This is a genomic window from Colwellia sp. KS18-150 (assembly GCF_057551365.1).
Genome location: NZ_BAAJMC010000035.1, coordinates 1 through 22,880 on the forward strand (window position 1 = coordinate 1; position 22,880 = coordinate 22,880).

The window sequence follows — 22,880 nt, forward strand, 5'->3', positions numbered from 1 at the left end:
AATTTAAGGGGCTGATAATTGTTTGCTAAAATTGTGTAGCGAAGCGAAACCGAGCAAACTGTTAGCAGTCCCGCTTTAAATTCTTGTTATGTGTTTGATAACCTGACTGTTAACTGCCTTTCTTCTTTGTGCATATCCATTAACTCTTCATAAGCAAAATCAGGGATATTACATGATAAGAAAGGGTACTTTCTCCTAGCTGAGTTAGGAGTAATATCAATTAGCTCTCCTTGCTCGTTTTGAGCTACAGAGTGAAACATGAAATTGATAAATCCAAATTCTGAATTGTTGGAATAAAGCCAACCATAAATATGTTTATATGAACTGTTATTCTTACAGAGCATTTTCACATTATCGTGACACAAATTTTCTTTAGGCTCCCATTCGCCGATTGCCACTTCTTCACCGCGAACTATTTTAGCCGTTGGTATACGAGATACTAGCTCGTCAATGTAGTCCTGCAAGTTATACTCAGACATAAAATCCTTCTACATAGTCTAGAAACACATAACGCCGCATTAAGCGGCAAAAAATATGTTGGCTAAAATAAGCGAGGCACGAGCAAAAAGCCAACTGTTTTTTGTCCGTTTGAATGCCTTGTTATATGCAAGATCGGTTAAATCAAACACTACACGTAATTGCACCTGCCGTTATTAAACCACTAAACCTCAACTTGAGCCACCCATTATACTTTTTAGAGTTAATGGCTACCAAATCACAGCCTTGAGAAACGAACCAAAACCTGAACTAGCCTATTAGCGATAACCCACCAAAAACTGAACTGGCGAAACTAAAAGGGTTTGCCCTAGAAAGACTGGTTTAAGGCATATAACGCCACAATAATGGGCAAATAATGCTTGGCTAAAATAGCGACGCAGGAGCAAAGGCCAAGCTGTTATTTGTCCTGTTGATTGCCTTGTTAGTTGCTGGTTGTTAAAAACACCCGCTTTACAATAAGTTACCACGTTTACGGGATGGGAGGAAGAACCAATAAATACTTCCGCAATGAACACCTAAACATGAACTTTGAGCCTTAAAAACTAAAGCTCTTTTTACCACTAAACTACGTAAGGCGAAAACTGGGTTGGGCAAAAAGGAAGAGTAAATTGAACGGCACTTCCATTGCCAAACCAAAGAATTGAACCAAGCGCAAAAGCTTGAGTTGAACACTAAACGCGAAAATAAATCATTCGATCTTGTGCGGACAACTAACGCCCTTGTTAAGGGGCTGATTAATGTTTGGCTAAAATGTGAAACGAAGTGGAACTGAGCCAAACGTTAGCAGTCCCGCTTGAACAGCTTGTTATATACCTATTCGCGCGGTTTTCCATTGCTGCGTAAACCCTGTTTTATATAATTTATTCTTTGCCAAAATTGATTGCGTAAATGAGAGTTAGAATTTTCAACGTCAAAACCTCGATGCCCTAATTCATCGTAGTAAATTATTTCAGCTAGTTTATTGCACCAAGATAAAGCTGCATCTACTTCATCTTTTGGAATGTAACTTTCAGTAATTCTTTCTTGGAAAACCGAACCAGCCTCATCATAAAAATCTATTAATTCGTCAAACTCAGTTTTTAAAGCCTCGCTAGTAAATGGTATTCCTTCTACTACACCTGAATATAATAAATCGGAGGCATTTCGTTTACCTTTATCAATAGCTTTTTGCTCAGAATAATGTTCTTCGCAACGCCCAAAATTAACAGGTTTGCGTTCACAATGTTTAGTTTTACAAACTTTACTAGTACTCATGCTTTAAGATACTCAAAACTCTAGAGGTATATAACGCCTCACTAAGAGGCAAATAATAGTTGGTTAAAATACGCGACGAAGGAGCAAAAACCAACTGTTATTTGTCCTGCTTGAGTGACTTGTTAGGCGTTTTAAATATACACCACCTAATTTTCCAAATAGCCGAGTAATAACTTAGGCTTGTACAAATCACGAAAAACACACACAAGATAATAGTTAAAAAACCTACTCCTAATTTTGACATTACAGTCAAAACTAAATAAAAGAGCAATAATCCCAAATGCCCTAGAATAATGTAAAACGGAATACTTAAATCTTGCAATAAATTAGGAAACTTAGGAGATACACACATCCAACAGAAAAAGATTAGAGCGCTTATTGATGCGATAATCTGACTATATTCAATAGATGTAAGAACCCCAACAATAAAGAAAGCTAAAACAAAAACTCCAGAACTCCAAACAACTTTTAATAATAAGTTCCATGCGACCTCTAAACGTTGATTCATAATCATCCTGATTGAACGCCTAACGCCTAATTAACAGGCAAAAAATGGTTGGCTAAAATAAGTGACGAAGGAACAAAAGCCAACTGTTTTTTGTCCTTGTTGAATTTCTTGTTAGGCATTTAGAACTCTTGGTTACTTGAACACGCCCATTTTTCTGGGAAACTTACCCACTTGTGTTTAGTCGCTGTCCATACTGCTGCTTGAGACTCAGGAAAGTTTGGATCTGAAAAGCTCCCAACAGCGATACCTGTATGGCCCTTAAAGAACTCTGCATTCCAAAAAACCGTAGAGCCACATTTAGGACAAAAATTAAGTTCTATGTTTAACCCTGAATCTGCAGTTCTACTGAATTTGGTACTCTCTCCATTAATCCCTAATATTTGTTCATTTAGAAAATACGAAGAAACACCAAATACAGATCCTGTTCTTTTCTGGCATTGAGTACAATTACAAGTTGCGACAACTTTGGGATCGTCTGATACTTTAATTTTCAATTGACCGCAAGAACAACTAGCCTCTCTTTCCATGATAACTCCAATATTTGATGAATGCCTAACGCCCCAATAAAGGGCTAAAAATTGTTGGCTATAATGTTGAACGAAGTGAAAACAGCCAACTGTTTTTAGTCCGTTTTAATTGGCTTGTTATGTTTTAAAGCGCTGTATATAAATAATACAAAGCTGGAGAACTAACTATTAAACCTATAAACACAGTTTTAAAGAAACCATCTTTTTGAATATTATCAAATATGTAGGCACTAGAGTTGTCTTCTGTTAACTCCGGAAAAGGCTTGAAATGACGATATACCTTAAGAGTTATAAAACCACAAATAAAAACACCTACAATAGCTAGAATTATAAAAGCAAGTAACATCCATGCTTCTAAAGTGCTGCCTCTTCTCATTATTTCTCCTTAAAACATAACAACTTATTAGAAGGAAATTTTCTCGCTTTAAACAAGGAAAAAATCTCGCTTTCTACATATTAATATCTAAAGATACGTTATTTATATACTAGCTACAATAGCTTACAAGGATTTGATAGAAGCTGTTATGTGGAAAGCGAGAAAAAACCCTCTTTATTGCCATAAAAGAGGAATTAATACCGAGCTGTACAAATATACAGTAGCAAACAAAATTAATTTTAATTAATTAATGATATATATTTTTACAGATAAGCATGAGTTAAAGTAATTTATTTATGATAGATTAATTAATAGTTTACTTACGATTATTTTTAGCACTTATTCAGGACAGCATGGTAGCTCAATACAAGTATAGTTTTGGTAACTTCACTTTTGATCCGACTAGGAAGTTATTACACTTAAGCAATAATATTGATGAGACACCTGTACTTTTAGCTGAAAAAGAAGCCGCTGTATTGTGTTACCTCCTAGATAGACCCCATCAGGTTGTTAGCAGAGAAGAACTTATATCCTCCCTTTGGAAAGATACCTATGCACTAGGCACTACAGTAAATAATGTAATCTCGAACTTAAGAAAATCCCTTAACTGTAACGCTAAATCTCCAAAGTATATTAAAACCATTCAAAATAAAGGCTACGAATTTATTGTGGATGTTTGTCCAGAAGCATTTACTTCTGCTATTAGTATAAATAACGATAAAGATACGAATTCAAGTTTAAAAATATCTTCTCAGCTAAACGTTAATCAATTTGGCAAGAGCAGCATATTCACCACTACTCTGGCTATTTTGTTATTGATGGTTTTAGTTGCTTACTTTAGCAACACCACAATTGAACAAGACAATGCACCACAGAAAATTGCCGCTAGTCGGTTATTGCCCATAACGGTTGAACAAGGCCAAGAGTGGTCACCTAGTATATCGAGTGATAATCAATATTTAGCGTATGTTCACCGAAAAACAGCTAATGATGCTTGGCAGTTAAAAATTAAAGAATTAGAAACAGCCAAAGAAACGGTATTAACACAAGACTTTGCTAATAAGTTTTCGCCAACATGGAGTCAAAGCAACGATAAGTTATTTTTTATTAAAACCTTTAATCGTGCTTGTGAAATTTGGTATGCCGATATGACTTCGGGTATTGATAAGATCAAATTTAACCATGTTGTTAATTGCGGTGTTCATTCAAACATGAGTCCAATAGCTGTAGGTCCACTTGAAGAGTGGCTGTATTTCTCTGAGATAACAGATAACCGAGTGTTTATTCTTCACCGTGTCAATTTAATCACTAAACAACTTGAGCAACTTACCTCACCACCAACCAATGGTGTTGGTGACTATGCCTTAGCACTTTCACCTAATGGCAGATTTCTCGCCTATTTACGCTCTACAATTGGCTTGAAAACGTCGTTAATGGTGATGGATTTAACCACTAGTGAGCACAAGGTCTTAACTCAATTTAATCATCGTTTATATAAAGTCAGTTGGAGCAATAACAACACGCAGATTTTTTATATTGATGCACAAAACAACTTAACAAGTATCGATACTAAATCAAAACAGCAAAGCACCTATGCTGTTTTGCAAAGTAAAGCGCTCTCCCCTTATGTTTCTGCGTCTAACCAACACTTTATTGTTGATGGTGATTTTTACCTAAACGATATTGTATCGCAGCGATTAATTCCAATAACTCATGAAAAACAAGCAAATGAGAGAGTCGAAGTGGCTTCAAGTTATCATGATGAAATGCCTGTTCATAATAACTCACAAACCAGTTTGGCATTTGTTTCAGCGCGATCAGGTATAAAGCAAATATGGTTGTCTTTTGAGGGGAAACTTAAACAGTTAACACAATTTACAGAAAACCATGCACTTTCTAATATTCTTTTTTCGCCAAATGATAAGAGCATACTGTTTCTAGCGGATCAGGTGCCCTATCGCCTTAATTTAACAGCATTAACTATATCACCGCTGTTGACACCTTTTGAGCATACCTCCTCACTAATATGGTCATGTGATGGGCAAGATGTTTTATTAACGTCTCTTGATAACGGTAGCTGGAATTTATATCGATTTAACATTGACTCTCAAACAACACAAAAATTAATGCCTAATATTAATATGATCAAGAGTGATTGTGCGTTTAATGCTTTATATATTACGAAGCCAAAACAAGGAATATTTGTATATAACGAAAACGAAAACACAATAGAAAAACAAGTTAGTAAGTATCAATATTTAACTTCATACAATTGGTTAATAAAAAATAATTACTTGTACAAAGTTAATGATGTCAGTCTCACTAAAACAGACTTGAAATCTCAAGCCGTAAACCATTATAAAGCGCCAATAGGTCTACAAAGCCTATTTGACATTAAAGATGATCGCCTTTATTACTCGAAAAAACATTTCACTAATACTTCGATAAAACAACTAGTTACAAACTAAGATATCGACCATACAAATAAAATACTTTTCTATTATATATAGCAAACAAGCTATGTGTTTTTATTGCTGTGTTTCAACTGTAAATCTAATTCATTTGAACAAAAGCTATTAACTACTACGTCATATCAAACAGAAGTTAGTTGGTAGAAAGTTAAATAAAAAACAAATACAAACACAAGGATATGTAATGAAGATACTTAATTTAACATTAACGGTTATTATTATTGGCTTAATATTTAGCAGTAATGCTGTTAGCGCGAAAAAACTAGAGCAGTGCCAAACTGAAGAATGTAAAGCCTACTTTGAAAGATTTAAAGTCAGCTCTAAACGTGGACATCCTGTTGCAGTTGCGACACTAGGACAGTTTTATTATTACGGTTATGGTACCGAGCCTAATGAAAGCGAAGCGTTAAGATTATTTCTAAAAGCCTCAAGACAAGGTAATACCGCTGCCAAGTATAAAGCTGGGGTGATTTATTTAACCAGTGAAAAAAATAAAGACATCGAAAAAGGTATTTCCTATCTCGAGCGTGCTGCGAAAAAGCATTATAAAAATGCTAACTTTTACCTAGGTATTATCCATTTAAGTGAGGATTTTGGCTCATACGATGTTGAAAAAGCAGATAAATACCTATCAATCGCCTACAAAGAAGAAAATGATAAAATACCTGAGGTGATCGATACCATCAAACAATCAACGCCCATCACTCAAGAGTCTTTCCCACAATTATTCGAACAAATGCATGAAGCTCCGCTTGTAGAGTCAGGTGGTATAAGTGAATGGCCAAATGATGGCACTGAAATAATTACGGTAACCTCTCCTCCTATTGAAGAAATCTTTGATGATTTACTGATAAGTTTTAGAAAACCTAAGAAATCTTTAGGAACACGCTTTAAAGGTAAAACATGTGAAGATATTGTCAGCTGTGTTGGCTCAGACGCAGAAGGCTTCGAAGGTTTAGTATCATTCCCATTCGTTAACATTCGTGTTCCTGGTATTGGTAAAGGTTAATTTTGAATTTACATTACCCATTAGTTGATAGACAACTGAAAGCTTTCTTAATAAGTTGTTACTTTTGAACAATATGAACATTATTTATGTGAAAGCTAAATGAAATGCTGACAGGATCTTTGTTGCGTGTTATAAATTTTATAACTAACAATATCCGTCAGCACTTATTGATTACTCATGAGCCTAAACGAACAATATATGGAAAAATAATGCAAAAGCTCATAGTTATTTTCACCCTTTTCATTGCCATCGGTAGCGCTAAAGCTAGCTATGCAACACAAATTACAAATTGTGTTTCTGAACAATGTCATTATTACTTTGACAAATTTTCGTTAAGTGCCAAACGTGGCCACCCGGTTGCAATGGCGACATTAGCTCAGTTTTATTATTTTGGTTATGGAACCGAGAAAAATGAAGCGTTAGCTGTTAAATATTTTAAAAAATCTGCCCGACTTGGCAATTTAGCAGCTCATTATAAACTTGGCTTGATATACCTTAACAGTGAGCAATTCAAAGATGTTGATAAAGGGCTAGAACACCTGAGAAAAGCCTCCCTTAAAAATTATAAAAACGCGACCTTTATCGTTGGTGTTGTTTATTTAAGTCAAAAATATCAGCATCAAGATTTAGATTTATCAGATCAATTCCTTACCAGAGCATATAAACAAAAACATCATGATATTCCGAGTGTTATCGATTATATCAATACTTCTATGGTGATTAGCTCGTCAACATTTCCGCTTTTGCATGAAGCAATGCTCAATTCACCTTTAGTCAAAAACCATAATGATAGAAGCGCATGGCCGCATGATAATACTGAAGTTATTTCAGTGATCTCCCCTCCTATCGAATCAATTTTTGATAGCTTATTAATCAGCTTTAGAAACCAAAGACCAGCTACAGGTAGCCGTTTTAAAGGTAAAACTTGTAATCAGAATGTTTCATGTTTAAATATTGATGACTTTCAAGATGCTGTTGATTGGCTTAGAATGTTGTAAAATAATCATCAAGTTCAATTCTTTAGTTTTCACTAATAGCAAAGAAAGCATACAGCCAATTATTACTTTCTTATGAGTTAATTATGCCGACAAGTTCATTCCAACATCAAACAGCCTCAGAGATATACTTGCTTTCACTGCAATCTAAACAAAGCCGTGTCACCATGACCTCAATGCTAAACGTTATTGCTTATAAATTAGGAAATAAAAAAACGCATCAAGCAATGGATTGGTCGGTATTACATTATGAAAAAATACTGATGTTACTAGCTGATTTGTCTGATGAAGGTAAATCACCGGCCACAATCAATGTCTATTTATCGGCGTTAAAAGGTGTTGCTAAAGAAGCTTGGCGAAAAAAACTGATCACCGTTGAAACCTACCAACACATAAAGGAAGTTAAGCGCATCAAAGGTACGCGTAGTATTAAAGGGCGAGCATTAGATCTTAATGAATTAAATACTTTAATTGACTATTGTATGGCACAAGATGGCGTTATCGCTATGCGAGATGCTGCAGTGATCGCACTAACCTACGGTGCTGGTTTACGTCGTCATGAAGCTGCAGGCTTATTACTTTCTGATTTAGATGTTGAAGAAGGTACAATTAAAGTATTAGGTAAAGGAAACAAAGAGCGTATAAACTCTTTACACAATAAAAACTTAGATATTATTCAAACTTGGTTAGATGATCGTGGTTTAGCGCCTGGTCCTTTATTTTTACGAGCAAGAAAGGGTAATCGATTAGTCAATGAGCCCATTTCAGGTCAAACTATTTATGACATCATAATTCGTCGTTATAAAGAGGCGGGCTTGAAACGCCTAACACCACATGATTTACGCCGTACTTTTGCGACTAAGTTACTTGAAAACGGTGAAGATGTATTTTTAGTGCAAGATTTAATGGGACATTCGTCTGTAGAAACCACTAAAAATTATGATAGACGTGCTGATACTGCTAAGAAAAAAGCTGCGAAAGCCTTACCTTTTTAATTTCGAATTAATCTTTAACAATTGTAGACCACTTATCTTTCAATGCTTTTAATTGACCATTGCTTTCTAACACGATAATCGCATCATTTATTTGTTTCAACTCATGTGTTGTATAAAGTTTTTTACTCAACATAATGTGAATAGAGCTTTCATAAATGGGCAAAGGGTGCTTTTCAAACTCGCCTTGTAACTTATATTTCTCAATGAAAAACTTCATGGTGATGGGATCTGCTAAAAAGCCATCTATATGATTATTGAGTAACATTTTCGCGTTTTGTTCTAAATCGATAACTGAATTAATTTTAATTTTAAAATCAGGGTCTTTATACAGTGTTTTAAAGGTATCACCATAGAAGTAACCGTTCTCAATACCGATTAGATAATTGGAATCAATAAGATCTGAAAGCTGAGTTAACGCAGTACTTTCTGACTTACCCTTACGAACAAAAAGATTAACGGTTTCACTACGATAAGGCTTTGAAAAATAGGCATACTCTTCACGTTCTTCTGACGGTGAAGCCCCAAACGCAATACCTACTTCGCCTGATTCTACAAATTGTAAGTGACGTTTCCAAGGTAGTTCTATATAGCTTGATTGCCATTTAGCTTGTTGAGCAATAAGATCAAATATTTCAATATCCATACCGGTTAATTCATCATTTTTATTATGATACTGGTATGGATACCAAAGCTCCCAACCGACATTATGCTTTTGTGGCTCGTATGCGTGAGTACCAAAACTCATCACGATAAAAATAATGGCGGTAAATCGAGTCATTATGCTACCTATTTATAATCAATGTTAGTCATTAAACGGAATAACTTTCATTGCTAATGCGGGGTCAAATCGTACTTTATGCCAGTTCATACGCCAATCGAGATGTGGACCAGTCACTCGACCTGAGTTGCCAACTTTAGCAATAACCTGCCCTTGCTCAACAATATCACCTTCTTTAACTAAAGAGTCGCTCAAATGTAAAAAGTTAGAAGTGATGCCATGACCATGATCAATAACTAAAGTACCGCCAGAGTAGAACATGTCTGGCACCCACAGTAATATTTTACCTGAAGCGGGCGCTTTTACAGGAGCGCCAACGGCACCCGCGTAATCTATACCATAATGGGGGTTTTTAGGTACGCCATTGTAAAAACGCTGACTGCCGTAAACACCGGTAATACGCGCTTTTCGTGGCGCAACAAACCCTTGAGAAAAATCAGTCAACTCGCTTGATATTTTTCTCACCTCTTTCATCATTAAGCTGTCTTGTATAGCACGCTCATTGGCTTTTTTGTTCGGGTTCATTATGCTTTTCTTAATACCATCAACACGAGATATTTTATATTCTCGCTTTTCTGGTATTAAGGTTTTAGTTTCTTTTGTGCCATCGGGTAAGGTAACTGAAAGAATATACTCATTGCTATCGTCCCTTGAAAAGGCAAAAACATAATCGCCGTTTTCCGAAACGGGTAATTGACGATCATTAAGCATTACAATACTGTGAGTTTGTGTTTTACCAATGACTAATCCACCCTGCTTAATTTCACCAGACAATTTAATTTCGGCTTGTGCAGAAAAACTGATCGCGGTAAATAAACAAAATTGACTGATATTTTTAAAATTAAACACTAACAATAGCTCCTTTAGCTACTCCTTCGTAGGCAATAACTTTTACCGTTGATGACTTAAACTCTACTTTTAATTGTCGTGCAATAAAATCTGCAAGTAACTCAACCGTTGAATCACAATCCACAACATCGAGCACATGCTCTGACACCGCAATGTCAAAACGCCCTTGCGGTGCATAATAAGCAAAGAATTGGTGATCGGGTGTTATAAACTCTTTTGCAGATTCAGACAACTCAATATTATCACAAGTTACACGGTCAGATTCACTGGCAATATATATATCTTGCCAACGCTGACACCAGTCATGCTCTAACTGAGTGTTCTTCTCACCATCAATAAATATTTGGATTTTAGAGCGGTGGCCATGAGCAATACGTTGGCAATTTCCGTCATGCAGCTTTAAGCCGTGAGTATAATGATAATAGTCACCATCAATTTCTTCGGCGCGAAGTTCAATAGACAACCCCTGAACATTATTCGGGAGCTCAGCTAAAATAATGTCAGTTAAATGTGCCTTAACGGCGGCTATATCTATTGTTAAGCAGTCAAGTTGAGCAAATGCACAATGTGGTGACTGTAAATGATAACTGGCTCGTGTCGATATAAAGTCAATGGTTTGATGTCCATCACGATGGATAGAGTCTTTGAGCGTAAGAGAAGCTTCTTGCATTGGCAGCAGCAGTTTATGATCTACTGCGTCATCAATAATGGCTTTGATTTGCTTTTTCACAATAGCAAAATCAAGAACCATACTTTGCTCGTTTAAAGAGCCATCAAGTAGTACATCGACAATCCAACTTTCACCAACAATTCCCCTATCTTTACAAAGATAAGAAAAATCTATCACAGTTAAATCATTTACAAATAATTGCATGCTATATTCTCAACGCTACTTTACTTGCCAAGCGATGTTATCGCTTGCACGAATAGGCACAACCACATCATTACCAAAGGTAAGCGTTGCAGGTACTGCCCATGATTCTTTCACTAGGGTAATTTGTTCACTATTAACTGGTAATTGATAAAAAGTTGGGCCATTAATACTAGCGAAGGCTTCTAATTTATCTAAAGCATTTTCTTGTTCAAATACTTCTGCATATAGCTCAATTGCGGCATGCGCTGTGTATGAGCCGGCACAACCACAAGCAGACTCTTTAGCATGTTGTGCATGTGGCGCTGAATCAGTACCTAAGAAAAATTTTGCACTACCACTGGTTGCAGCAGCAACAAGTGCTTGTTGATGTATATTTCTCTTTAATACAGGTAAACAGAAATAATGAGGACGAATACCGCCCACTAACATATGATTGCGGTTAAATAACAGATGATGTGCAGTAATTGTGGCGGCAACATTGTCTGAGGCACTTTGAACAAAATCAACGGCATTTTTAGTAGTAATATGCTCTAACACAATTTTCAAATCAGGATAGTTAGCAACAAGTGGTGCTAATATGGTGTCTATGAAAACTTGCTCACGATCAAAAATATCAATGTCGTCATGTGTCACTTCACCATGAATAAGTAATGGCATACCGACATTTTGCATGGCGGCAAAAACATCTTTTAAGTTATTAACATCAGTGACACCAGATGATGAATTGGTGGTAGCACCTGCAGGATATAATTTAGCGGCATACACAATACCAGAGGCTTTAGCTTCAGTAATATCTTGTGCAGTAGTGTTGTCTGTTAAATACAAAACCATCAGTGGCTGAAAATGAGCACTTGGGTTCGTTGCCATAATTCTTTCATGGTAACTTTTTGCTAACGCTGTGTTGGTTACTGGTGGAACAAGATTTGGCATAACAATAGCGCGACCAAAATAGCGGCTAATATCTTTAACGGTATTTTCTAACACATCACCATCTCGTAGATGTACGTGCCAATCATCAGGACGAGCAATAGTAAGTGTATTTTGTTGGTTTTGAACTGTATTGTTTGTCATTTCTTTTCCAATGGTAGTAATTTTAGTAATATTTTGTCTTCTGGCAACTGTAATTTTAGTTGTTTTATTTCAGCAGGTTAACAATAACGCGTAATCTTTTTATGTGTGGGTTATCTCTTGTTCTGTTATCTCATCTGAATTATGGCTAGCCAGTAAAGCTTGTAGCTGCTCTTTTAAGTTTGGTGGCACTTTAAGTATAGTAATTGAATCATTATGCGGATTAAAAATCACATCTTGTCCAAAATGGCTACGCTCAAAACTTAAGCTGATGCCATTACCATAACCTGAGTATTTAGTGATTTTATTTACCACCGCTTGATCATGTGGGAATGACTCTTCAATCGGATAGGATTGTTGCTGACAAAATTGATAAAAGTCTTGTTCATTGCCATCAGAATCTGTGGTTGTGTGCCCTATTACCTTGCCAACTTCTTGCATTGATACATCTTGAGCACTAGATTTTTGCTCTTTACAGTAATTCAATAATTCTTTACGAGTTTGTTGCTTTTCAGAGGCATCAAGTTGATTAACAGAAACATAATCTTCAACCGCTTGCACTAGTGTTTGTGTTTGCTCTTTCGCATCTAAGCCTTCTTCACAGCCTAAAAAGTCTAAAAAGAAATCAGACACTTTACGACCTGCACGACCTTTGATAAAAGAAATGTAACGATTACCACTAGCATTTTGTTGGTAATCAAATAAATCAATACGGGCAGCAAGTTGTATTTTACTGGTATCAAGATGTTGATCCGCGGAAATATTTAATTCGCCATCAACACTATAATGTTCAGAGACAGGAATTACCGCTACAAAAAGGTAACGTCCTCCCATGTATTCATAATGACAAACAACAAGATAGCCGCTCTCTTCTAAGTCATACTTTTCAATTTCAGTTTTTAAGGTATTTGCCGCTTGGCTGCTAAATTGGTAGAAACTTTGACGCTCCGCCAAATAGCTTTCCATTAAATCTACAAATTGTGCGGTAGCCGGCTCACCGTCTTCACTTGCCGTAACAGCCATTGCATTAAAGCTGCCATAAGCTTTTGAGCCTTTACCGTTATAAATAGTGTGTAACCCATCAACAAAAGCATTAATTTTAGTTCCGACCTCTATCTCTTCTGGGCCTAAACGAAGTAATACTTCACCTGATTCTTGTTTTTTAGAAATAAAATGTAGGGCAATATTTGAAATGACTAAACTCATAGTTAAAGATCTATCTAATTATTATTGATGCCGGCAGTTAATAAACATTGAAATATTATTTATCACCACGAAAAAGTATTATTAGCGGTATTGTATCGAAATAATGGCAGTGATGGTATCGAAATAATGCAAAGTAAAATGACGATGATTATTGCTCAATAACGACTTTAGTTTTATTAATGAAAGGCTTGAGCGCTGCTATTAGCGTTCAGTTAAAACGGTAGCATTAAAAGTTATTAATAAAAAAAGAATGTATCGCTTTCGCGCATACATTCTTTTATAGGTAAAGTTTCGTTGGCATTACTATTACATTATTTCAATGTGTTTTGTTTCATCAACTTTTCTACACAGGGTACGTAATAGTCTACCGCGTCTCCACTACTGGTAACTCCCGCACAGGCCACATAATTCATGTAAAAATCCCTTTGGTTAGTTTCTCCAGCAATAGTCATTGCCGTCGCAGAATCTACGTAGACCTCGTCAACACTTGACGCCATAGCGACACAGCTTACCCCAAACACAAGTGCAAACCATAAAACCAGTCTTGCTTTTTGATCTGAGCTCATAGTGTCCTCCTAATGATCTTCAATAATGATATTAGGGTTAATAATGTTGTGTTGCTTCTTGGTAAAATATTCACCAAGCGCATAAGAGCATGTACCGGCCACCAGAACCAACAATATAACTAATGGTTTTTGTGTATTATTAAACATAGTATTTACTCCTATTAACGAATATGAGATTTAACAAAGCAATCAATATGATATAAATTAACGTTTAGTGCTTAATTTGAATTCCTCGGTTAAATGATTAACTTGGTTACATAGTTATACTCGCACAACACAGCGTATGAGCTTGTTATGTTTTGTGCGCTAACTGTAATAAATTGCTCATTGAAAGTGTCGTTTCAACAACTACTGACAATGAGTGAAGAAAGTTACGATATAAATGTGTTATTTAAATGGATTAAATAGCAATAAATCACCATCATTGATGGCGAGCATTTGAATTGCTATAGCATATAAGCGTATGTATAATAGGACTTTCAGAGCAGGACTAGTGACAATGCCAATAGTATCAAAATACTCAAATGAACGTGTAGAAAAAATCATCCAAGAACTAATGGATGTACTTGTAAACGAATCAGCCACCCCTGATTTAGCACTGATGTGCTTAGGAAATACAGTAACCAATGTTATTGATAAAATTCCAGCGGATAAGCAAAGTGCTGTGATTGAGAATTTTACTCAAGCATTAAAGCGTTCTATCCAAAAAACGCACTAGTTATATTTCCCCCTATTTATCTAACATAATAAGAAGAATTACAATCAATGGTCTCTTTTGATACAAAAAGCTATAGCAAAAAACTATTACATTTAATCAGCTGGAGCCATTGGTTCACCTTTTTTAATATTATTGCCGCCATTGCGCTGTCATCTTTCTACTTATTTAGTGAAAGTGCGCCAGATACCTTCCTAGGACATGTCTATTTAATTACCACTTGGTTAAGCCATATAGCTTTCTTAACCTTCATGAGTTTTGTGTTAATTCTGTTTCCGTTAACGCTTGTGTTCCCTAACACTCGATTTATACGTACCAGTGGCTCAATAATATTTACCTTAGGGTTATTACTGTTATTACTAGATGGATTTATATATAGCCGCTTGGGTTATCACTTAAATGCGTCATCTAGCTCACAAATAATTGATTTAATAACTGAAATAGCACAACAAAGTAGTTTGTTTTATTTGGTAAGTGGTGCTTTTACTATTGTTATTCTAGGATTTGAATTTACAGTTAGTAACTACGCATGGAAACACTTAAAGCAATTACAAAAAACTGTTTTTGCAAAATATACTGTTTTTACACTTGTTGTCGCGTTCTTTTTCAGTCATCTGACACATATTTGGGCCGATGCTAATTTAGATTATGACGTATTACGCCAAGATACAGTGCTACCGCTTTCTTATCCAGCAACAGCGAAAACCTTACTCACTAAGTACGGTATGTTTGATATTGAAGATTACATTGAACGTAAAAACAGTCCGTTATCATTTAGCCAAGCTATTCCAAGTTACCCAAGCTTAACGTCAACTCAATGTGCTGCGGATCAAAAAGTATCTAATTCGGTATTTTTAATTCTCACTGATGAACAAATTAGTGAAAATCAAATACAACAATTTAGCCGCCGTGTTAGTACCGGTAAATTACAGTTAAATAATCATGTCGACACCACGTTAACTGATGATGCTTGGTTTACACTTTTTTATTCATTACCGAGTATTTACCAACAAGACATTTTAGCTCAGCAAACCACACCTTTGTTGTTTCAAGCTATCAAGGCAAATAACTTAACCACTACCTTCACATTAGTTAATAGTGATATTGCGAACACTTCGCCACAAGATACTTGGTTTACTCCGTTATTTGATACGCATAGCCAATTAGCCAACATATCAAGCTTAGTGTTTGCAGAGCGCTTAAACTCAAAAGCACCAGGATTACATGTTATATATTTTAAAAGCAGTAACACTGAAGGCTTAGTTGATGAAAGTCGCTACCAATTTGAGTTATTTATTGAAGCCCTACTTTTAGCGCAAAAACAAAAGCAGCAAAAAGATGTGATTTGGATCAGCTCTCTAGGTAATGAAGCTGAAGAAACACGCTTATCAACCAAATCAGCTTTACTTATTAGTCCTGCGATAAATTACACGCAAGAAAGAAACCTATTAACAAGTCAAATGGACTTACAACCAACGTTAATAAATAACTGGTTGGCTTGTAATATTGACAGTAAGAGTTATTCAAACGGTAATGATTTGGTCACGCTAAGCAAAGATCGCATCATCGCCAATACCACTGACAAAGGTATTATGGTTTTTAATAAGGACAAATCAGTATTTATCGATCAAAATGGCAACTTTCAAAGTTACTCAAGTCAATTAGCTGCCCCGATCACCGTAAATAAGGATTTTCCATTAATGATTGATGGCGTTCATTTTATTAAACGTTTCTCTGTACAAACATCAACTGAACAATAACTGCTCAGTTAACAACTTATAAAGTGGTTAAGTTATGATTGTCGTTGCATTAAATTGATAAATCATTAATATACACAGCGCAATGGTAAAGCACCCTACTTTACTTATGATTAACAATCACTTTGCAAATTCGGGGTATAGCGCAGCTTGGTAGCGCGTGCGTCTGGGGGACGTGAGGTCGCAAGTTCGAATCTTGCTACTCCGACCATATTAGTACAATAAAAAAGCCACTTATCGAAAGAACAATCGTCTTTCAAAGTGGCTTTTTTGTGTCTGTTAAAACTTAACTAACGCATATCTAACAGGGAGTTTATTTTTAGCATGCTTTGTGCCGAAAATTTACGTTTAAAGCCCTGTTACAGGGCTTATTCTCAATTCTATATTTTAATAAGAGAGACGTCACATTTTGCATAATTAGCAACAGCATTTGCCGTTGAGCCAATTAGTGCGTGTAAGCCTTTTTTGGAGTGTGTTCCAAGAATAATTAAATCTGCATTCTCTTTTTCTGCCAACATACAAATTTGCTCGTATGGCTTACCAAATTTTATTTTTACATTTGATTTAGGAATATCTAAAGATAAGGTAATAGATTCAATTTCTGGTAATACTTTTTCTTCTAATTCTTTTTGATAATCTTTAGGAAGTAACGTATACGAAATAGTATGAGCAACTATTAGCTTAGCATCATAAAGTTTTGCAATGTTCATCGCTTTCTCAAGTATTTCTTTACCTTCGTCGCTAGCCTCTATTGCGCAAATAATAGTTTTGTACATAATTTTATCCTTTTAAATTCTCATAATGAATAAAGCTGTTGGCTAAAATTAGCGAGCTACGAGCAAAAGCCAACAGATTTTGTGATCTTTTCCAATAAAGCGGCCATTTGCCACTTTTCAAAATACTGCCAATTCATATTAAGCAGGTATTATATATCCTAAACTTGAATGTAACTGTTGTCTATTGTAAAAGTAATTAAGATAAGCGTTTAATTTTGCACGAAATTCCTTCTCATAACAACATCTGTTCCCACTTATCAAATCCTCGTTTAGTGTATGTAAATAATGACACAATTTTGGCATTGTTACTTCCTCAATGTTATGAGGAGGTCTCCACTAAAACGAAGGAACTTCAATAACAATCTGGTTGGCCTTGTAATATGTTAGTTACTCTAAGGCAATCTAATTATCGGCTCTTCTGGTAACATCTATATATCAATAAACGAATTCTTCATATCTCGAAACTCTAGCAATAACTGATGTGCAAGCTCACTATTTGGTCTTGAAGACTTGAAAATATCTTTAACTCGATTATCTAGGTGTTTGTAGTCAATAGGTAGGCCATTTCCGAGTATTTTACAGCCCATACTCCATCGATAAAACTCGCGCTCCCTGAGATCATTGTTCGTATATATAATATCCATGTCACAGTGCCTTTCATCACTCTGCAGTGTTGCACACATCTCATCAATCGAATCCGCAGAGCCTTCAAGTACCTGAAAAAATATAGGATGATCGAATAATAGCAAGCCAGTAAGACCTAGCTCTCTATTTTTCCTTCTTGCACGATTCATAAGCTCCCTAAGATCATCGTCTGAAAAGTCATGAACTTGCCGGCTAATATAGGCAAATTGTTTCAATTTTGATTTATTCATTATTCAACCCTTACGGTAATTTATTCATTTTAAAAAATATATTTAAAATTATTGAGAAAACATAACGTATGATATGGACTCTCCTACTAAATGACATCTTTGTGCCATATTGAAAGGCGTTAAAACATGCAATAAAAGTTATACAATGTGACTAGTTAGGTCTAAGACGCTCGATAATTTTCGCGTCAACCCAAAATATATCTCCATCCCCTGGTTTAACCGTTCTATTAAAAAAAAGGTATTTTCCGTCGGGTGTAACACTTGCCGAAGCCTCTCTGGCTTGAGTATTTATATTAGCACCCAAATTAATTGCCTTACTCCATGAGCCATTTTCTTGGCGGAAGCTTATATACAAATCTGAGTCTCCATAGCCATTTTCCCGTTCACTATCCCATATTAAGTAGCTTTCGTCGGGGGCAATGAATGGATGGGCAGTCCATTTACCGGAATTTATTTCTGAATTTAGTTTTTTTGGTACTAATCGTTTACCATCTTTTATTATTGAAATTCGAAGTACATCACCGCTTTTATAATCATCAAAAACGTAGGTACCGTTAGCAGATGCTGTGAGGCGCATAATCCCCCAATCCTCTCTATCGAACATTGGGCCAAGGCTCTTCGCCTCTGACCAGCCCGATTCGGTACGTTCAGAGTATAACTTGCCTAAATGCATGGTTTGGCCATCTGGAGAAATAAGAGGCCGCCCTAATCTAGGTCCCACTATCGACTCTCGCCACTGATCATTTTCATACTTAAAGACAATCAACGACCATTTGCCACTCTTAATATCTCTTCTAGTAAAATAAAATTCATTCATATCAGGAGAGAAAAAAGCGTTGTGATCTCGATGCTCAGTATTAACAATCCCAGGAGCGAATGATTCCGGGACTAAACCTGGTGGCTTTTGACCAAGGTAAGCACCCTCAAGTTGTACGGAATTAATCTGCTTGTAACTATTGCAACCAATAATGAGTACCGAAAGTGTCAAGACTACTGAAAGAAGAAAATATCTCATATTTTTACATTCCATGATTTAAATAGATATTAAAGTATTCGGCTCGTTCAGTGACGAGCAATTGTTGACTAAAATAGCGACGATGCGGCAAAAAATCCAACTGTTTTTTGACCTTTTAAACGATTTGTGTTCGCTATTTTTATTATGATACTGAAGCATTAACAATTTCCAGTTTTTCATTTCGCTCGATAATATGAATAAAAGCAAGAAACTCATCGTCTGATTTTGAATACCATTGTTTCCAAAAAACTCTGACATCACTTTTCTTTCTAAAAATACCGACAAATTCTCGCTTGCAAAATAAACCAAGCTCTTCTTGATATGCCTTACATTGTTTTTCTAACTCATCTTTAGTAACAATACTTTTCATAGTATCACTAAAATCTCGAGTATGTTTCTTATGATTAATCTCAGTAGAGCCATCCATAAGATTATCCATTAAAGGAGTAACAACTTTCATTATTTCATCATCAGAAAGATTCAACCAGTTCATAAAAACTCCGAAATAGCTAAGATTAAAAAAAGGTGACTACCTATAAAAAACTTTAAAATTGTATCCATACTTTTCATATTCCATAGAGAGCTATTATACCGCGTTAAGCGGGCTAGTTAGACACTGATTCTTAACCGTACCTGCCCTGTACAACGTTTATTGAGTCGACAATAAGCTGCTCAAGAATAGAAATATCAAGGTCGGACAACTGTTTGAAGTAGAGACAAGATTTAGTCATCTTGTGCTTACCTAGTTTGGAAAGTAGTGGCTTAATACTACCCTCGCAATCCAGATACACAACGAGTTCACGACCACGAATAGCGAAGCCCGCAAGCGGCGCCTCCCCAGTTCTTCCACTTTTATAAGTATACCGATACGACCCATAACCGACTATACTCGGTCCCCACATCTTTGGTGGCTGATTAGTGAGCTTATTGAGTAGCGCCATTAGCACGTGGCAATCAGCTAGCTGATGGTCTTTCGCACGGGAGCCAAGGTACTCATCAACACTTGCATTAGTAGCTTTGGTCTTATTTTCTGTCATTAGGATACTCCTTCAGCGTTAAAAACAGGTATCTTAAGCCCTTATTCACGGCTAATTGGCTGTTGGTTAAAATAAGCGATTCAGGAGCAAAGCCAACGGTTAGCAGTGATCTTCCCTCGATAAAGTGGACTCACTCTAATTCGATTAACTGCCAATTCATATTAAGCAGGTATTATTTATCCTAAACGTGAATGTAACAGTTGTATATTGTAAAAGTAATTAAGATAAGCGTTTAATTTTACACATAATTCCTTCTCATAACAAAATCTATTACCGCATATCATATCCTCGTTGAGTAAAGATAAAAAATGACACATTTTGGCATTATCAGTGCAATAATCAGAACGATTCATGCTTGGGTTTATATAATGATTAAGTAAAATTGATTTAGTAAATGTGTTCGACTGGATAAAGCCATGTCTTTTTAGGTTGTGTATATTTGGGCATTGTTACCTCCTCAATGTTATGAGGAGGTGTCAACCAAAATGGGAGGACTTCAGGTTCAGGTTCAGTTTAAATTGCTTATTAGCTTTGTTAATGTGATGTAGAAGTGTCATTAGAATTAAAAGACTCGCTAGCTCTTTTTTTGAGGTATTCATACGCAGTATCGGCAAGCAGCCCTGACGCTAATCCAAGAATATACATCGTTTCACTTCTAATTTGGTCTAATGGTGCTGTAGACATCATGGAATGAGCCAATATTGCAACTATAAATACAGCAACTGATAATGCCATACCGAATACAGGTCGGAATATATATGATAGAAATGTAGTTTGCTCGGACGCTAAGAGTAAATCTTTAGTAAGAAAAATTAAGCTACCAAACATTCCTAACACAATAAGAATCAAGAATGTATCTACCAAGTTCGTTTTAGAATTTGATTCATTAGTCAAAGCTCTAATCTCTTTTATATGCATAACAGCTGATCTTGGTAATAAAACTTCATCACTAGTAAGCATACCCTTAAAATCCACAGGTACAATTCCTTTATCAATAACAAATGTTTCCAATTCAACTTTATCTTCATTTATCAGTGACTCTAGATAGTTATCTACGGCAAGAAATAGAATGTGATATTTGTCAATTTCTGAGCTTGATAATGACTCGGCTTCAACTTCCGAATCATTGGTAACTACAGTCCACCCAGGAACCAAAGAGTTAAGTACATCGGAAATAATATGATACTGAATAGTTCCTGTGAAATAATTTTGAATATAATCAACAGGCGTGTACAGTGCATCACTCTGTTTAACATCCTCTTGATAAATCCCTAATGGTTTTTCAATAAAATTTGTCGAAATATGGTTTAAAACGTTAGTAGCTTTCTCTGTAAATGCCACTGATGCAACAGCCAAAAGAAAAATGTACCATACGATAAGAACAAAAGCTTTTATAGTAGTAAATCCTAGCTCCATTGATTCTGGCTTAAATTTCAAATTCATTATTATCTAATCCTTTTTTCGAAAATATCGCCTCATAAAGTACAAGGCTAACACCTTATTAAGAGGCTAAAATGTTGAGGAACAAAAACAGCCAACTGTTTTTTGTCCGTTTAAGCAACTTGTTATGGCTTGAATATTGAGCTACTTTTCTTTTTCCTGAAATGGAATTTCAGATATTCGAATATCTTTAAAATCTATATCTGAAATTAAAAAATCTCGTTTTGTCCTTCTATGGCGAATAACTAGACTACTTTCGTCCTCCCAACGCGCGAACTCGAAACTTGCAGGGGGTAATATTATACCCTCAACAACCATTCCCACATTATATGGAGTAGATATACTTTCCGTATATACTTTTTTAAGCTCTTTAATTTTAAAACAACTTTTATTATCAGATTCTTTTTTCCCCATTAAAGCGGAAAAGATATAGAAAAAACTTCTATGTTCACCGCTTGCAAATCTATACATTAAAGTATTACCAGTACACCCCCCAATTGTGATATTTTCGTTTAGTGGTATTCGTTTCGCGTAGGATATATAACCTGAATTAATTGGCGTATCAGGATCTAGTATTCCATCAGCTACGATTTTGTCTAGCCCTAAATCATCGTAATAAATCCTGTAGTTTTTTACTCTTAATGGAATTCCTGAAATTTTGGTCAACTTACACTTACTGTCTCTTCCATGTCCTTTTTGAATTGATAAATTAAAAGTTAGATCAAGCTGCCTCTTAATTGCTGAAAAGTCATCCGGAAGGGGAACTTTTTTAAGATACATTTTAAGGCTATCACCATAAGGCATAATCCAATAGTCACCCTCTTTGAATATTTTAATTTCTTTTCCTACAGATCTAGAAAAACGGCCAGCAGGTTTGATAATCAACGTATTTTCTGCTTGCTCAAAACAGGAGCCTATGACTCTTGTTGAACCAGAGTTGATATTTTTGAGGGTAAAGTATTTTTCAGTGATATAGACTTTAGAACCTCTAAGAATTAAAGGAATTCCCCGTAGATCCTTAGGTGTTTTACTAATATCATCAAATTTAGCATTGGCTACAATATAAGCCTGAGGTGAAGGATAAAACCTTGAATTATCATTTTTTCCAACAGTACTTTCTGCAAATGCAGGAATGCTAAGAAAAAATAATAAAAATCCTAAAACTTTTTTTCTACTAGAATATTCCATGTAAATCTGATCTCCCTACCAGATAGAGCCATAACGCCTAATTAACAGGCAAAAAATAGTTGGTTAAAATAAGCGACGAAGGAGCAAAAACCAACTGTTTTTT

At 35.7% G+C, this 22,880-nt stretch carries 25 protein-coding genes and 1 tRNA gene; 7 read left to right on the plus strand and 19 right to left on the minus strand.

All coding sequences use genetic code 11. The annotated features are described in order from the left end of the window. Window positions 1-86 precede the first annotated feature (86 nt). The 5 genes from AC27IF_RS19845 to AC27IF_RS19865 form a co-directional block, all read right to left on the minus strand. Entirely contained in the window at window positions 87-479 is a 393-nt protein-coding gene (locus tag AC27IF_RS19845) for a hypothetical protein (protein WP_487056088.1), read from the minus strand. 832 nt (window positions 480-1,311) lie between these two features. Further along, the gene (locus tag AC27IF_RS19850) at window positions 1,312-1,752 is read right to left on the minus strand and encodes a hypothetical protein (protein WP_487056089.1); all 441 of its coding nucleotides are present in this window, start codon (window positions 1,750-1,752) and stop codon (window positions 1,312-1,314) included. A 97-nt stretch (window positions 1,753-1,849) separates the two neighbouring features. Beyond that, the gene (locus AC27IF_RS19855; RefSeq protein ID WP_487056090.1) at window positions 1,850-2,260 is read right to left on the minus strand and encodes a hypothetical protein; all 411 of its coding nucleotides are present in this window, start codon (window positions 2,258-2,260) and stop codon (window positions 1,850-1,852) included. A 119-nt stretch (window positions 2,261-2,379) separates the two neighbouring features. Then, complete coding sequence (locus tag AC27IF_RS19860) at window positions 2,380-2,787, minus strand: GFA family protein (protein WP_487056091.1); 408 nt, start codon at window positions 2,785-2,787, stop codon at window positions 2,380-2,382. Between the two features lie 124 nt (window positions 2,788-2,911). Continuing rightward, entirely contained in the window at window positions 2,912-3,163 is a 252-nt protein-coding gene (locus AC27IF_RS19865) for a hypothetical protein (RefSeq protein ID WP_487056092.1), read from the minus strand. 353 nt (window positions 3,164-3,516) lie between these two features. Here AC27IF_RS19865 and AC27IF_RS19870 point away from each other — a divergent pair, with 353 nt between their 5' ends. From AC27IF_RS19870 to AC27IF_RS19885, 4 genes are all read left to right on the plus strand, one after another. Beyond that, window positions 3,517-5,631, plus strand: a complete 2,115-nt coding sequence (locus tag AC27IF_RS19870) for a winged helix-turn-helix domain-containing protein (protein ID WP_487056093.1) — start codon at window positions 3,517-3,519, stop codon at window positions 5,629-5,631. A gap of 187 nt (window positions 5,632-5,818) precedes the next feature. Beyond that, entirely contained in the window at window positions 5,819-6,643 is an 825-nt protein-coding gene (locus AC27IF_RS19875) for a tetratricopeptide repeat protein (protein ID WP_487056094.1), read from the plus strand. Between the two features lie 209 nt (window positions 6,644-6,852). Continuing rightward, window positions 6,853-7,641 carry a tetratricopeptide repeat protein gene (locus AC27IF_RS19880; protein WP_487056095.1) on the plus strand — a complete coding sequence of 263 codons (789 nt, stop codon included), beginning with the start codon at window positions 6,853-6,855 and terminating at the stop codon, window positions 7,639-7,641. Window positions 7,642-7,724: 83 nt separating this feature from the next. After that, window positions 7,725-8,633 (plus strand): tyrosine-type recombinase/integrase, encoded by a 909-nt coding sequence (locus tag AC27IF_RS19885; RefSeq protein ID WP_487056096.1) that lies wholly within the window; start codon window positions 7,725-7,727, stop codon window positions 8,631-8,633. Between the two features lie 7 nt (window positions 8,634-8,640). On the opposite strand, the gene AC27IF_RS19890 is transcribed toward AC27IF_RS19885, so the two are convergent. From AC27IF_RS19890 to AC27IF_RS19920, 7 genes are all read right to left on the minus strand, one after another. Next, entirely contained in the window at window positions 8,641-9,411 is a 771-nt protein-coding gene (locus tag AC27IF_RS19890; RefSeq protein WP_487056097.1) for a substrate-binding periplasmic protein, read from the minus strand. A 24-nt stretch (window positions 9,412-9,435) separates the two neighbouring features. Then, entirely contained in the window at window positions 9,436-10,260 is an 825-nt protein-coding gene (locus AC27IF_RS19895) for a M23 family metallopeptidase (RefSeq protein WP_487056098.1), read from the minus strand. Further along, on the minus strand, window positions 10,253-11,134 hold the full coding sequence (locus AC27IF_RS19900; protein ID WP_487056099.1) for a 6-carboxytetrahydropterin synthase: 882 nt from the start codon (window positions 11,132-11,134) through the stop codon (window positions 10,253-10,255). The genes AC27IF_RS19895 and AC27IF_RS19900 overlap by 8 nt, the downstream gene beginning before the upstream one ends. 15 nt (window positions 11,135-11,149) lie before the next feature. After that, window positions 11,150-12,205, minus strand: coding sequence for a dihydroorotase (gene pyrC / locus AC27IF_RS19905; RefSeq protein ID WP_487056100.1), 1,056 nt, complete (start codon window positions 12,203-12,205; stop codon window positions 11,150-11,152). 99 nt (window positions 12,206-12,304) lie between these two features. Next, window positions 12,305-13,408 (minus strand): nucleoid-associated protein YejK, encoded by a 1,104-nt coding sequence (yejK, locus tag AC27IF_RS19910; RefSeq protein ID WP_487056101.1) that lies wholly within the window; start codon window positions 13,406-13,408, stop codon window positions 12,305-12,307. 311 nt (window positions 13,409-13,719) lie between these two features. After that, the gene (locus tag AC27IF_RS19915) at window positions 13,720-13,974 is read right to left on the minus strand and encodes a hypothetical protein (RefSeq protein WP_487056102.1); all 255 of its coding nucleotides are present in this window, start codon (window positions 13,972-13,974) and stop codon (window positions 13,720-13,722) included. Window positions 13,975-13,983: 9 nt separating this feature from the next. Next, complete coding sequence (locus AC27IF_RS19920) at window positions 13,984-14,121, minus strand: hypothetical protein (RefSeq protein ID WP_487056103.1); 138 nt, start codon at window positions 14,119-14,121, stop codon at window positions 13,984-13,986. 352 nt (window positions 14,122-14,473) lie between these two features. On the opposite strand from AC27IF_RS19920, the gene AC27IF_RS19925 reads away from it, so the two are divergent. The 3 genes from AC27IF_RS19925 to AC27IF_RS19935 all read left to right on the plus strand — a co-directional run bounded on the left by AC27IF_RS19925 (window position 14,474) and on the right by AC27IF_RS19935 (window position 16,657). Next, window positions 14,474-14,692 carry a YejL family protein gene (locus AC27IF_RS19925; protein ID WP_487056104.1) on the plus strand — a complete coding sequence of 73 codons (219 nt, stop codon included), beginning with the start codon at window positions 14,474-14,476 and terminating at the stop codon, window positions 14,690-14,692. 47 nt (window positions 14,693-14,739) lie between these two features. Beyond that, a complete protein-coding gene (locus AC27IF_RS19930; protein ID WP_487056105.1) occupies window positions 14,740-16,449 on the plus strand; it encodes a DUF3413 domain-containing protein in 1,710 nt (569 codons plus the stop codon). Window positions 16,450-16,580: 131 nt separating this feature from the next. Then, a tRNA-Pro gene (locus tag AC27IF_RS19935) sits at window positions 16,581-16,657 on the plus strand. A 169-nt stretch (window positions 16,658-16,826) separates the two neighbouring features. On the opposite strand, the gene AC27IF_RS19940 is transcribed toward AC27IF_RS19935, so the two are convergent. The 7 genes from AC27IF_RS19940 to AC27IF_RS19970 form a co-directional block, all read right to left on the minus strand. Beyond that, window positions 16,827-17,222: a universal stress protein gene (locus AC27IF_RS19940; protein ID WP_487056106.1), complete on the minus strand. Its 396-nt coding sequence runs from the start codon at window positions 17,220-17,222 to the stop codon at window positions 16,827-16,829. Between the two features lie 428 nt (window positions 17,223-17,650). Next, the gene (locus AC27IF_RS19945; protein WP_487056107.1) at window positions 17,651-18,097 is read right to left on the minus strand and encodes a BLUF domain-containing protein; all 447 of its coding nucleotides are present in this window, start codon (window positions 18,095-18,097) and stop codon (window positions 17,651-17,653) included. 151 nt (window positions 18,098-18,248) lie between these two features. Further along, window positions 18,249-19,112, minus strand: a complete 864-nt coding sequence (locus AC27IF_RS19950; RefSeq protein ID WP_487056108.1) for a TolB-like translocation protein — start codon at window positions 19,110-19,112, stop codon at window positions 18,249-18,251. Between the two features lie 142 nt (window positions 19,113-19,254). Continuing rightward, a complete protein-coding gene (locus tag AC27IF_RS19955) occupies window positions 19,255-19,605 on the minus strand; it encodes a hypothetical protein (RefSeq protein ID WP_487056109.1) in 351 nt (116 codons plus the stop codon). A gap of 130 nt (window positions 19,606-19,735) precedes the next feature. After that, window positions 19,736-20,149 (minus strand): DUF1801 domain-containing protein, encoded by a 414-nt coding sequence (locus tag AC27IF_RS19960; protein ID WP_487056110.1) that lies wholly within the window; start codon window positions 20,147-20,149, stop codon window positions 19,736-19,738. A gap of 534 nt (window positions 20,150-20,683) precedes the next feature. Further along, window positions 20,684-21,592: a hypothetical protein gene (locus AC27IF_RS19965; protein ID WP_487056111.1), complete on the minus strand. Its 909-nt coding sequence runs from the start codon at window positions 21,590-21,592 to the stop codon at window positions 20,684-20,686. Window positions 21,593-21,733: 141 nt separating this feature from the next. After that, window positions 21,734-22,777 carry a hypothetical protein gene (locus tag AC27IF_RS19970; protein ID WP_487056112.1) on the minus strand — a complete coding sequence of 348 codons (1,044 nt, stop codon included), beginning with the start codon at window positions 22,775-22,777 and terminating at the stop codon, window positions 21,734-21,736. Window positions 22,778-22,880 lie beyond the last annotated feature (103 nt).